Genomic DNA, 11,620 nt, shown 5'->3' with positions numbered 1-11,620 from the left:
GGGTCTAAAAAAACGGCTCCAAAAGCCTCTTTTTTCAGGTTCAGGTTCAATATGCTCTGGTACTGGAATTCGCTTCTTAGGCTCTTGGATCTCAGTCTGAATCTCAGCTTCTTCTTTTGATTCAACAGTCTCTTGGGGGGGGGCAACTGGTGTTGGATCTTCTACCTTTGGAGGTTTTGGGGCTTCCAGTAGGCGTTGCATTGCTTCGATTTGTTCTTGGTAGAAGTTTTCTCTCTCTAAAGACTGATTTTCTCGCAAAATTGATTGGTTTAATTGACGTTCAAGCATGTCAACTTGACGTTTTAGCATGTCAATTTCTGTTAAGTTTTGACTGTCAGTTGATTTACTTTGATTGACAGTTACATTTTTGTTTTGTGGTTCTCCAAAGACTCTAAGTGCCTCTGCAAAGTCAATCAAACCATCTGAGCTTTTAGATAAATTTCCTTTATTAATATGAGCATATATAGCTTGTCGTGAATATCCATATAGCTTTGCAAGTTCCGATACTGATAGCTTTTTCATAGTTGTAAAGTTGTTATCAAGTCATGTTAATAATTGACTATTCAATTGACAGTGTCAATTAACTTAATGACTTGAATCCTAACTGCTTTAAGTAAGGCATATATTCTCTTACTTTTGCAGGGTCTATTAGCTGATTAGCAATCCGTTTAGCAAAATCCTCATAACTCTCACCAACTTCACTATATTGGTTCGCAAAAGCTGAGTCATAGGCAAGTTTGTTTGAGAACAAATCAATTTGGCTAACTGTAAGAGGCTTTTCTTTTTTCTTTTCTTTAGAAGGCTTCGTAGTTTCTTTTTTTCCAATTACGAATCTAAAACCTGTAATTTTTTTGCCATCTTTAAGGTTGGAGAAAGATACTTGTAGTTCAGTAGATTTATTAATTTCTGATACCGCTGGTACGATAACTCTTTTTTTTAAATTCCAAAGCAAGGAATACTTATTTTGTAACTCGAATATATTTCTGAACTCTTCTTCTTTGAAATCTCTGTGTCCTATATTTTCGTATTGTTTTAATAATTGATAAAGCTGGATGGAGTGGGATCCTCTTAGCTGTAAAACTTCTTTAATTGTAAACTTTGTGTATGGATGATTGTTATTAAATATAGACAACATAAACAGGACTTCATTTGTGAAGTAAAAGCTTATTTTTCCATCTGCATATTCAATACGAATTACCCAGTGAACCGACACGCGATTACCTTTTGTATTTATGTAAGAAAAGTATCTTCCACGAAGATCATCAGCAGCTCTTTTTAATTGAGAGTAGGCACTGCCTAGTTCGATATCACATGCTTCAGCAAAGTCTTTAGCAGTAATAGTAAATTTACTAGATTCACTCATTGGATTAAGACGAACTATAGGGCTAGCTAAAATAAAGATCCTTTTTTCATCTACGGACATGCTATTCCACGCTTCGATCATCCTATTCTGCATGACTGTATATTCTGCTGGATATTGAGCTACAGGCTTTTGAATAGGGTATTCATGATCATCAACTACTATAGTATCTAATTGAGAATCCATATTTTTTTAATTCATACATATTTGATAATGTATGAATATATGAGCTAACAATAGTAAAGTCAAACCTAGAAAAATGTATGATTATTCTTTTGTACAGTGTTTTTTTAATTTTTTGATCTTTATCAAAGTATAAAAAATTATCCATCTATAAATTTGGAGTATAAAAAATAGTCTGATTTATAAATTATAAGTATAAGAATCAATCAAAACAAATAGTGAAAGAACTAAAATTAGCTAAAAATATAGAGATTATTTATATCTAGGTAAATGTATGAAGATCTAGGTAAATGTATGAAGTTTCCTAGGTAAATGTATGGAGTTTCCTAGGTAAATGTATGGAGTTTCCTAGGTAAATGTATGAATTAAATATCTATAATCCTTTCTATATGAGCATTACAGACGTTCTAAAAGTATTTAAAAGTTAAAAATATTAAAAAATATATACACCTTTAAAAATTGCCCTTGGTTTTCGCTACGCTCAAACTCTATTGAATCTCGCTTCGCTCGATTCGAGGGGCAATTTTTTGGTTAATATTTTCGTGAGTTTTAGAAAAAGCAAAAGCAACTCGGAATTCGCTTCGCTCATCATTTTTTTATGCTCGCTTCGCTCGACCTAGAAGCAAATTGAATCTGTTCGCACCCTTCGGGATGCTCTGTACCTCAGTCTTAGCAGCAAAGGGGAGCCTGTAATCAGAGAAAAAGCATGGCGAAAATTTTAATTGTGTCTGTTCGCTCGTAGACACTCGCTCTGTAAAGCCTGAATAAATCCAGATAATTTAAAACCCCGGACCACCGTAATCATAATCATCAGATTTTGGCTTTGGCTGTTCAGATTGAACCAGTTTAGAGGGCTTATTCTGCGTGGGTAATGGATTCTTTGGTGGGGAATACACGTCAAACTCAAAGCATGGCGTTGAGTTATGCTCTGAATCCCTCAATTTTCGATTCATGTTATGAATGTTCCAGCCTTCTTGTTGCAATATAGGCTCTTGGGTTTTGATAATTTCACTAAAATCTTTTTTCAGTTTTTCCTTATTTTTCTGATTCTTCACTAAATAATTCAGGTAATACATCACTTCCAATGATGAAAATGGATGGTTTTCAGCACTATAAAAATATTCATGTTGTTGATCTAATTGCTTTTGGCGTTCTTCGAGTTCTCGTTCTTTTTGATTGTGCTGTCTGATTTTCTGGATTTCAGCCAGGTATTCCAACGTTTCATTCTGTTTTCCTACACCGAGTTTGGGTTCGGGGATATACATCGTGCCGTGAAGTTCATTGTACTTTTCATAGCTGTCAGCAGAAACTTGGTTTTTGATGCTGATCTCTTGGCCGTCAATCTGGTAGGTCACAGTAGGGCAGTGCTCGGCCAAAGCATCATTGAGGTGGTTTTCCCATTGTTTCCGGATATAGATCAGGAAAGCTGAATAATCATCATGACCATTTTGGAGTTGGATTTTCTTGGCACCGCCTTTTGCCGGATCTTGAGGATTGTAGCGTTTAAAGTACTGTTCTACTGTGCGTTCAATGCCGTCATCGGCTTTGAGGGAAAACATGAGGTGGCAATGGGGCTGTTCTTCGCCACTAATGCGTGATTTTACGTTGTGTATGGCGTATGAATGTGGATAGTTGAAGCTAGCTACATGTTTGTCTAAAAACGTCTCTATGAGCGTTTTACGCTGTTCTGGCGTGAATTCATTTGGTAGGGCAATTTCATACTCCATATAGGCCTTGGCATTCGCTCGTTCATAAGTATCTGCTGCATGCCAAAATTCGATTGGATCTTTAACGAAAGAAGGCATACAGCGGCCAGGCTCAACATGTTCCAGCACCTCATTACTGTTTTTGCGAACCTGCTCATACTGCATTAGCCGTGCAATGTAGAGGTAATGCTGAATGGCGTAGCCTTTATTTTTACTTTTGACGCTGAAATGATAGCTGGCCATGCTTACCTCTGTTGGGTTCTAGACCGGTTTTTATGTAGTGAAACGGAATGAAAACCGCCCGGATTTGGAATGCCTGGATGGCTGAAAAATCCGGTTGAAGGGGGTCAAGGGGGAATCGCCCCATTGCGTACTAGTTTCTCCGATCAGGAGAAACTGTCAAGTGCGAATTATTTAAAATAAAAATAAAAATTCTTTTCAAGAAATTTTATTTTTAATTTAAATAATTATTTTCAGACTGCCCGATTTAAATATGGTAAAACCATATTTAAATCGGTAGCAGTTCTGAAAATTTAGCGGCAGATGATATGACCCAGGAAAAAGCAAAGAAAAGAGGCAGACCAGCTCAGTTACTTCAGGTAGCGGAATTACATGCTTTCGTGGAGTTTTTATTAGAAAAAGATCCTCGTTCTAAATTAGAAAATCAAGTTGTCGATGCACTACAGGCTGAAGATTTCGACTTTGAAATGTTGTCTGAAGCTCAACAGATCTTAGTGAAAGAGGCCTTAAAACCTTATCGTGAGCACATGAAGTTAAAGCTATTGTTTGATGAGTTGTCTGAAAATCCAAAACGTACAGACTATGAAGAAAAGTTTGTGCAGTTGTATCAGGGATATCAGAACAATGAACTAGATCCAACAAAGACAAATATTTTGAAAACGATGTGTACTCGTTATCTAAAGTTTAAAGCACAAAAATTGGAGTATAAGGATTTAGAACTGTACTTAAGCCAGATTCAAAAAAAAGAAATCAATAAAAAAAGAACAGCAGCAGATCATCGAAAATATCAGTTAGGTGGCGCTGTCATTGCTGCTTATAAAGAATTGGGTCTTAATATTGATACTTTGACACCAGATCAAGTTAGAAAAGCCATTGTAGGAAATAAGAGGATCATAAATAAGATCGAAAAATCTATAATATTTGAGCAGATTGAGGCGAATCTTGAAACGTTTCTCTTCAGTTGGCCAATATTTTTTAAGGTCATTGATAAATTAGCAATGATTGAGTATGAAGGTGAAATTGTTCCTGAGTATATAAAAGCAATTATGTCATCTTTATCAGAGTGTCAATATAAAAAATAGTTAAAAATAAATAAATTAAAATAAGTTATTTTTAATAATAAAAGCTAGATATATCTGGCTTCTCAGTGATTGATTGGATTTAGATATCCACTTTCTTAAACAATAAGAAGGATAAATTCCGAATAATCATGATGATGATTGCCAATTTGCCAGGTGTGTAGAATATTGCAATAAAAAACCCCGGTATCCTGCCAGGGTTTTATAGTGTTTATGCGGGTTTCAAGCCACAAAAGAGTAAAGACGATTCATAACTCAATAGTCAAAGTTGAAGAAGTGTTCTGGGAAACAAGAAAGGAAGGCTTTTTGAATGTCGCTGTATTCACCTTCTGGGTGTTCCTCTAGATAACGTCGAGTCCAAATGACTGTTGCTTCATAGTCGTTAAAGCTCGGGTCGAGTTGTAAAAAAATCCAGAGTTCATGTGCTTTTTGAATGAAAAAGTCATTGATGATCATGAGGGCAATTTTCTTTTCAGCGTTTGAATTAGGGTATGAGTACATAGTATGTCTCCTATAGAGATGATAAATAGTTTCGTTGATAAACTATTTATAACACATAAAATAATGTGTTTACCACATAATTTTATGTGTTTTTATGTAAATATAACCCTATGCTATAATCTCAAAACACGATTTCTATAAATTTAATCAAATGCCATATACTGAATTTCAACGTCTTATCGGTAAAGCAGGGCTTTCAATTAAGGAATTTGCTGCCTTATTGGATATGAAACCCAATTCGATTACGAATTACAGTAAACAAGGTGTGGTTCCTACACATATCGCTGTAATCGTTGCGTTGATTTCTACGATGAAAGATGAGGGATTAGATTTCTATCCAATTTTTGAAAAAATTAAGTCGTATTCAAAAGAGTAAAACTCTCATTTTTTGATAGCTGTAAGCTTTTTAGTAGAGATTGATGACGTAAAAAATGCCTGAACTTCAGGCATTTTTTTATTTTGAGGTACTTATAAACCTCAATAGAACTTTTCAATAAAGTTTCGAGTTTTGAGAACCAGGATGTTCATCAAAGTACCTTACGTTCTGAGATCTTAGGACGGGCAATCGTTAAACCGGACATTTCTACTTTGGAGAAACCGGACATTTCTATTTTGGAGTTACACTCGAACTGCGCATAAGAGATTTTATGTTAAATAAGAGCATTATTTGACTTAGGAAATGGTTGGTATATACTAATTATAAGAAGTGGTGGAAGAGTAATCCCCACGTTAAACTCTGAAATGCTCATTATGAAAGAAGTGGTGGAAGAGTAATCCCCACGTTAAATAAAGAAGTACTCACGTTGAAAGACGTAAAAAAGCTCCTATAATTAAGGGGCTTTTTTATTGGCTAAAGAAATGTTTATACAAAAACTAGATGAAACCTTTTTTAATGAAAATAATCACTTAGTTGAAGTGTTGGATAAGAGAGAAGGCAAATGGGATGGGGAAAAAGAAAGGGGCTATGGCATCCTTGTTATTGAAATAAAATCTCTTCGTTTTGGTATTCCTTTACGTTCTCACATGAATCACAAACAAGGATTTTTTACCAAAGGTACAAAAGGTTTGGATTATTCAAAAGCAGTACTACTAGCGAAGGATGAATATATCTCAGCAATGCCTTTTAAGATCCCAAGTGATGAATATGTAAAAGTGAAAGACAGAAGTAGATTTATTGAGAAAAAATTTACTAAGTATGTTGAAGACTACATACGAGGTGTTAGCTCTAATGATCAAAATATTCTGAGACCTTACAGATTCTCAACTCTTCAAAATTATCATGTGGAATTAGGTTTAGAATGAAAATAAATGATAGAACTCTCTGATTAAAGGAGGAGGTTCTGTCATTTATTTAATCAAATTTTGTTGATAATCTCTTCATTTATTAATTCAGCTACCAACTCTCCAATGGCACTTAGAGGGTTATCTTGAATACGTTTAAATGGATCAAAAATACTTAACAATTGATGAGCTTCAGGTATAGCAGCATGATATTCATCTAAAGTAAAACTGGCTCCATTAGAATGTCTTAGTCCAGCTATTCCTCTTCCAAATATATTTGTAGACCTATATGTCTGTCCATAGAACCAACCCTTGCTTAATAGATAGTTAAAATCCACGGGCTGGGGGTCTAATGACAAGAAATATTTATAAATCGATCTATCAAAATTTATAAAATATTGGGTGTATTGATCTAGCTGAGTCACAAAATTTTGTGTACCTTCTCCATGAATTTTTTTCAGCTTTTCATAATAATTATTTTTGAAAATTCCATTTCCTGGACTATATAATTTATATTGAAAAATATAGTATAAGCTTATGAAATTTATATCATTTTTTGTTAGAAATTCTAGGGATGATATTGCATCTTCAATATGAAAATTATTTTTTTCATTTGTTATTTTTTCAACTAGCAAATCAGATAGTAATTCAGTTAAAGAATCTTCACCTTTACAGACCATTTGTTTTAAAGAATTATTAGCGGAACTTTGAAAATCAATAGTATGGATTTTTGCTTTTAAACTATCCACATCTTGAGAAAGAGCCTTAGCTTTGGCTTCTAATTTTTCAGAAAATATATAACTGAGTAATTGAACTTTTTCATCAATTTGATTTCTTAATTGTGTCTGTACCTGATAATTATTGGCTTGATAAAGGTCTAAAAACACTTCTTTCACTTCATCATAAGAGAGACCAATAGTCATATTTCCTTGGACTTGGAGAGCTGTTGAACCATCTTTGACAGTTTGACTCTGTTTATCACTCATTTATTTTTCCTTTGATTTATCTTTAGGTCATGGCCTACCTGAATACCTGTACTCTTACCTGAGACATGTTGAGACTGAAGCTTATCTTCTTTCTTGGCATTTTGTTTAACGTTGGCTATCGCTGTTAAAAATGCAATGAGTCCTCCTGCTACTAGGGCGTAGGAAGTCATTTTAGGATCATAAAAAGCATAAGCTAAACTACAAACCAACCAAATAAATGTGACTATAACTATTAATATTCTCAAAAAATTTTACTCCTCTCTTATGTAGTTTTCCTAAAATTAACATAATACACGTTATACGAATCTAAAAATGGGAGCTTAAGCTCCCATTTTTATTGATGATTTTTTAATTCTTTTAGCATGGCATCCCGTAAAATTTCATTCATTCGTGTTTGATAGCCTTTGCCTTGAGCTTTAAACCATGCAAGTACATCCGCGTCTAAACGAATGGAAGTTTGTTGCTTCACAGGACGATAGAACTGTTTATGACGTACAGCATTGCTCCAGTCTGTAATTTCAGGAATATCTGATAGATCTAGCTGATCATCAGGAACCGTGCCTTTAGCAAGCAAGCGTTGAATTTCAGCATCTTGCTTCTCACCAAATTTCTCATTCAGCTCTTTGCGTGAGTATCTAACCATGCTCATATTTGTTTCGCTCCGCTTTAGTCACTTGCCTTGCACTAATGATTCGTATGATTTCACAGCCATCTTCATCAAAAATGGTGTGAGCCACCAATAACATTAGTACGCCTTTAACTCGTCCAATGGTTTGCCAACGTTCTTCACCATCGGTATATCTGTCCTGGATTGAGATCCGTAATGGATCTTCAAAAACAAGGCTTGCTGTTTCGAAAGAGACATCGTGCTTTTTCTGATTCTTTCGATTCTTAGCCTCATCCCATTCAAAATACTGTTCCATAAAAAACATTCAAATTTGTATATACAATAATGTATCACAAAATTGTATCACTCAAGTTGAGAAGCGTAATTTTTAGTCAGATTTATTGGCAAAAACTATCAAAACCGTTCATAAAAAAGCCGACTTGTTTCAAAGTCGGCTTTTTACGGATTTTAGGGTTTGGTGTAAAATTCTAAGTCTTTGATATTTATATTAATATACAAGTGTATTGCGTATAACCACCATTATGTTAAATAGAATCAAAAAACCTCCAATAAAATCGTTATAGTATTATTATTTATTGAGTAGATAAGAGAATTAAATTAGTGAAATACTCAAATGAACAAATAGTAAAAGCACTCTTACTTGCTCCTTTACCTTTACTTTTTTTAACAACAGTCCTGTTTATCGCAGTGAATCACGAATACAGCCTATACTCGATTTTCGTAGTTCTTGTAGGACACGGTCTTATTTACTTGGCTTATTGTATTTTGACTGTGCCTTTTAGCTACATATTCTCAATTCTTTTAAATCGTTATAACAGTCTTAATTTATTAACCGTCTGTATTACCTCTCTAATTATTGCTACTCCATTTTTTATTCTTTTAGGATGGGGGCATACTGGAAAGATTGCTGAAGATTGGTGGAAGATGTATACCAATACATGGGCTAGCTTTCTGGCTCTATTTCCTGGCTTATGTTATTGGCTGTTTTTAATTAACTTAAAAGATAAAGAATAGTTATGAAAAAAATATTATATTTTAATTTTTTAGCGATTATTTTGACTTATGTATCTTTGCTTTATCAAAAAAATATATTAGTTGCTCGCATAGTTGTAGATAAGCTTGAAAAAGTTGAAGTCATAGCTGGGGGATTTCCTCTACAGTTCCTTATAGATGGTGAAACCTCTCCAGTCGGAAGTATAAGTATCAATCCTTTATTTATTTTCATCGGCATGGATCAATTTGTTTTTCTCAATTTTTTTATTGATTATTTATTTTGGGTAAGTATTTTATTTGCTTTTTCTATGATTGTGAAAAAGTACAGAATTGTATAGATCTCCTAAAATTAACATAATACACGTTATACGAAGTTAAAAAATCGAGTCTAAAAACTTAATTTTTATGTATTTTTTTTAAATTAAAACCTAGGCCAGTGCCTAGGTTTTTTTTTTCATTTCGTATAACAGCCATTATGTTAAATAACTTTTAGAAGCTTTAGTACAAGCTTGACAGATTGTCTTATCATTATAAAATAACCTTATTCAAATCATCCTCCCAAGAGTAACGCCAATGAAGTAAGTCATTTTCTCATCATTATTTTTAAACTTTTGATGTGCAAAATAGATTCTACTTGTGGCTATATATTCTTGGTCTCTACTTTATATCCTAAATAATATATTGTTTTTTATAAGTTAATCTTCACTATTTTGCATATCCTCTACATGAGGAATTTTTTATGCAACATGCATGTATTGCTTCAAACTTAAATTTAGAATTTTCTACACAGAAAATGTTTGATCAGCTAAACATTACGCTTTTATCAGGACAGGTTTCTGCATTAATTGGACGTAATGGTTTAGGTAAATCCCTATTGTTCAGAATATTAGATCAAAGCCAAGCTTTAGATATTCATTATAGTGGTCAAGTTTCATGGAATATCCAACATGATTATTTGGCACAATTAGAACGCCTTAATGCTGAAAATATTGCACAAGCATTAGAGGTAGATCATTTACATCATGCTTTTCGGCGTATAGAGAACAATACAGCTAGTTTTGATGATTATGAGTTAGTTGAAAATACCTGGGATTTACCACAAAAATGGCAAAATATACTTGAAAATGCTGACTTACCTACGGATTTGAACTTTCCAACAGAAAAACTGAGTGAAGGACAAAAAACAAAGCTGGCTTTATGTCGTTTGTTTTTAAAAAAGGATCACTATCTACTTTTAGATGAACCAAGCAACCATTTAGACTCAACATCTAGACAATGGTTAATTGAGAGTATTTTGGCACACCCTAGTGGTGTATGCCTGATTAGTCATGATCGCCAATTACTCAATCAAGTCCAACATATTTATGCTTTAACTGAATTAGGCTTACAACACTACAAAGGTAATTATGAGCATTACATTCAACAGCATCAGCTACACATGGATGCATTAACTCAGTCTATTAATAATGAGAAAAAAGAATTAAAGCAGTTAAAACAACGGCAACATGATAGCTTAATGAAAGCGAATAAACGTCAATCTAAAGGCAATGAACTTCGTGATTCTAATTCTCAAGCAAAGATTTTTCTAGATTTCAAAAAGGAAAATGCTGGACAAAGCTTAGGTAAGCTACGTGCCCAACAAACTCGACAAACTGATGATTTGAAAAATAGTCTGATTAATAGGCAGACCATTGTAGAAAAAATCAAAGCTCAGAAGTTTGAATTCCACTTACAGAGTACGAAGCAAGGAGAGATTTTAAGAATTCATGATTTAAAGCTACCCCATACAGCAACAAATAAAATTAATTTTGCATTGAAAGCTGGCGAAAAAATCCATCTTAAAGGTGCTAATGGAATTGGTAAATCAACCTTATTGAAATTGATTTCTACCCATCAACGTGATGATATTTTCTTTAGTGGAACATGTTTGTATTTAGATCAAAACTTTAGTTTATTAAATAATGATTTATCCGTAATCGAAAACCTTGCACTTTATAACTCCAATCTTACTGAAGTTGAGTGGAGAAATTTGTTAGGTCAGTTACGTATTCGTCGTGAAAAAGCTTTATTAAAACTATCAGAACTGAGTGGTGGTGAAAAATTGAAAGTCGCATTATTAGCAATGAGTCACTATCCTGATGGTATTGATTTATTATTGCTTGATGAACCAGAAAATCATTTAGATATTGAGTCTAGAGAGCTTCTATCGCAGGCTATTAGCCAATATCAGGGCGCTGTAATTTTAGTTTCACATGATCATTTTTTTGTTGAACAGTGTGAAATATCTGAAGAGTATTTAATTGAGTAAAATGACATTTTCAAATATATAGATTTATTAGTTCTACTAAAATTAACATAATACACCTTATACGAAATGCTGTATAATTATCCTTATAATTCAACGCTGTAGTTTCTAGTTGATAGCCCACCTTCCCCAAGGTGGGTTTTTTTTATGATTTTTCACGTTCCACGCTTATTATTTGATCAATGTTTCACGACTTTGTTCATATCAGGTAAACAATCGTGGTTAATCATAGGGTCTAAAAAAACGGCTCCAAAAGCCTCTTTTTTCAGGTTCAGGTTCAATATGCTCTGGTACTGGAATTCGCTTCTTAGGCTCTTGGATCTCAGTCTGAATCTCAGCTTCTTCTTTTGATTCAACA

14 protein-coding genes and 1 pseudogene are annotated in these 11,620 nt (G+C 33.7%); 6 read left to right on the top strand and 9 right to left on the bottom strand.

Going from position 1 to position 11,620, the window contains the following annotated elements:
* From FTV52_RS13460 to FTV52_RS13450, 3 genes are all read right to left on the bottom strand, one after another.
* The coding region (locus FTV52_RS13460; RefSeq protein ID WP_179990985.1) for a plasmid replication DNA-binding protein at window positions 1-522 on the bottom strand (522 nt) is incomplete at its 3' end.
* A 58-nt stretch (window positions 523-580) separates the two neighbouring features.
* Window positions 581-1,546, bottom strand: a complete 966-nt coding sequence (locus FTV52_RS13455) for a RepB family plasmid replication initiator protein (protein ID WP_178319600.1) — start codon at window positions 1,544-1,546, stop codon at window positions 581-583.
* A 776-nt stretch (window positions 1,547-2,322) separates the two neighbouring features.
* A complete protein-coding gene (locus FTV52_RS13450; RefSeq protein ID WP_179990984.1) occupies window positions 2,323-3,492 on the bottom strand; it encodes a MobA/MobL family protein in 1,170 nt (389 codons plus the stop codon).
* Between the two features lie 305 nt (window positions 3,493-3,797).
* Between FTV52_RS13450 and FTV52_RS13445 the strand changes: the two genes are divergently transcribed.
* The gene (locus tag FTV52_RS13445) at window positions 3,798-4,571 is read left to right on the top strand and encodes a hypothetical protein (protein WP_179990983.1); all 774 of its coding nucleotides are present in this window, start codon (window positions 3,798-3,800) and stop codon (window positions 4,569-4,571) included.
* Window positions 4,572-4,823: 252 nt separating this feature from the next.
* Here the strand turns inward: FTV52_RS13445 and FTV52_RS13440 are convergent, their stop codons facing one another.
* Window positions 4,824-5,069: a hypothetical protein gene (locus FTV52_RS13440; RefSeq protein ID WP_004728465.1), complete on the bottom strand. Its 246-nt coding sequence runs from the start codon at window positions 5,067-5,069 to the stop codon at window positions 4,824-4,826.
* Between the two features lie 151 nt (window positions 5,070-5,220).
* Between FTV52_RS13440 and FTV52_RS13435 the strand changes: the two genes are divergently transcribed.
* Window positions 5,221-5,445 (top strand): hypothetical protein, encoded by a 225-nt coding sequence (locus FTV52_RS13435; protein WP_004728467.1) that lies wholly within the window; start codon window positions 5,221-5,223, stop codon window positions 5,443-5,445.
* A 470-nt stretch (window positions 5,446-5,915) separates the two neighbouring features.
* Complete coding sequence (gene tenpIN / locus FTV52_RS13430) at window positions 5,916-6,371, top strand: type III toxin-antitoxin system TenpIN family toxin (RefSeq protein WP_218950501.1); 456 nt, start codon at window positions 5,916-5,918, stop codon at window positions 6,369-6,371.
* A 53-nt stretch (window positions 6,372-6,424) separates the two neighbouring features.
* Here tenpIN and FTV52_RS13425 read toward each other — a convergent pair whose 3' ends face one another.
* The 4 genes from FTV52_RS13425 to FTV52_RS13410 all read right to left on the bottom strand — a co-directional run bounded on the left by FTV52_RS13425 (window position 6,425) and on the right by FTV52_RS13410 (window position 8,259).
* Window positions 6,425-7,336, bottom strand: coding sequence for an LPO_1073/Vpar_1526 family protein (locus FTV52_RS13425; protein WP_179990982.1), 912 nt, complete (start codon window positions 7,334-7,336; stop codon window positions 6,425-6,427).
* The gene (locus FTV52_RS13420; protein WP_179990981.1) at window positions 7,333-7,581 is read right to left on the bottom strand and encodes a hypothetical protein; all 249 of its coding nucleotides are present in this window, start codon (window positions 7,579-7,581) and stop codon (window positions 7,333-7,335) included. The genes FTV52_RS13425 and FTV52_RS13420 overlap by 4 nt, the downstream gene beginning before the upstream one ends.
* Before the next feature lie 89 nt (window positions 7,582-7,670).
* On the bottom strand, window positions 7,671-7,985 hold the full coding sequence (locus FTV52_RS13415) for a BrnA antitoxin family protein (protein WP_179990980.1): 315 nt from the start codon (window positions 7,983-7,985) through the stop codon (window positions 7,671-7,673).
* The gene (locus FTV52_RS13410) at window positions 7,972-8,259 is read right to left on the bottom strand and encodes a BrnT family toxin (protein ID WP_179990979.1); all 288 of its coding nucleotides are present in this window, start codon (window positions 8,257-8,259) and stop codon (window positions 7,972-7,974) included. Before FTV52_RS13410 ends, FTV52_RS13415 begins: the two co-directional genes overlap by 14 nt.
* A 305-nt stretch (window positions 8,260-8,564) precedes the next feature.
* Here FTV52_RS13410 and FTV52_RS13405 point away from each other — a divergent pair, with 305 nt between their 5' ends.
* The 3 genes from FTV52_RS13405 (at window position 8,565) to FTV52_RS13395 (ending at window position 11,265) form a co-directional block, all read left to right on the top strand.
* Window positions 8,565-8,978, top strand: coding sequence for a hypothetical protein (locus FTV52_RS13405; protein ID WP_179990978.1), 414 nt, complete (start codon window positions 8,565-8,567; stop codon window positions 8,976-8,978).
* Window positions 8,979-8,980: 2 nt separating this feature from the next.
* Window positions 8,981-9,295, top strand: a complete 315-nt coding sequence (locus tag FTV52_RS13400) for a hypothetical protein (protein WP_000723215.1) — start codon at window positions 8,981-8,983, stop codon at window positions 9,293-9,295.
* Window positions 9,296-9,696: 401 nt separating this feature from the next.
* Window positions 9,697-11,265: an ATP-binding cassette domain-containing protein gene (locus FTV52_RS13395; protein WP_159124549.1), complete on the top strand. Its 1,569-nt coding sequence runs from the start codon at window positions 9,697-9,699 to the stop codon at window positions 11,263-11,265.
* 219 nt (window positions 11,266-11,484) lie between these two features.
* On the opposite strand, the pseudogene FTV52_RS14645 reads toward FTV52_RS13395, so the two are convergent.
* Window positions 11,485-11,620 (bottom strand): annotated as a pseudogene (locus tag FTV52_RS14645) (DNA-binding protein); the annotation flags it as partial.

The sequence above is a fragment of the Acinetobacter sp. YH1901141 genome (assembly GCF_013416935.1).
GTDB lineage: Bacteria > Pseudomonadota > Gammaproteobacteria > Pseudomonadales > Moraxellaceae > Acinetobacter > Acinetobacter towneri.
The sequence above is the reverse complement of the archived record's forward strand: the minus strand, read 5'-3'. Positions and strand labels throughout refer to the sequence as shown.

Coding starts and splice junctions, on each gene's coding strand:
- FTV52_RS13410 (WP_179990979.1), bottom strand. CDS start 8,259: ATGGAACAGTATTTTGAATGGGATGAGGCTAAGAATCGAAAGAATCAG.
- FTV52_RS13435 (WP_004728467.1), top strand. CDS start 5,221: ATGCCATATACTGAATTTCAACGTCTTATCGGTAAAGCAGGGCTTTCA.
- FTV52_RS13445 (WP_179990983.1), top strand. CDS start 3,798: ATGACCCAGGAAAAAGCAAAGAAAAGAGGCAGACCAGCTCAGTTACTT.
- FTV52_RS13415 (WP_179990980.1), bottom strand. CDS start 7,985: ATGAGCATGGTTAGATACTCACGCAAAGAGCTGAATGAGAAATTTGGT.
- FTV52_RS13440 (WP_004728465.1), bottom strand. CDS start 5,069: ATGTACTCATACCCTAATTCAAACGCTGAAAAGAAAATTGCCCTCATG.
- FTV52_RS13395 (WP_159124549.1), top strand. CDS start 9,697: ATGCAACATGCATGTATTGCTTCAAACTTAAATTTAGAATTTTCTACA.
- FTV52_RS13455 (WP_178319600.1), bottom strand. CDS start 1,546: ATGGATTCTCAATTAGATACTATAGTAGTTGATGATCATGAATACCCT.
- FTV52_RS13450 (WP_179990984.1), bottom strand. CDS start 3,492: ATGGCCAGCTATCATTTCAGCGTCAAAAGTAAAAATAAAGGCTACGCC.
- FTV52_RS13400 (WP_000723215.1), top strand. CDS start 8,981: ATGAAAAAAATATTATATTTTAATTTTTTAGCGATTATTTTGACTTAT.
- FTV52_RS13425 (WP_179990982.1), bottom strand. CDS start 7,336: ATGAGTGATAAACAGAGTCAAACTGTCAAAGATGGTTCAACAGCTCTC.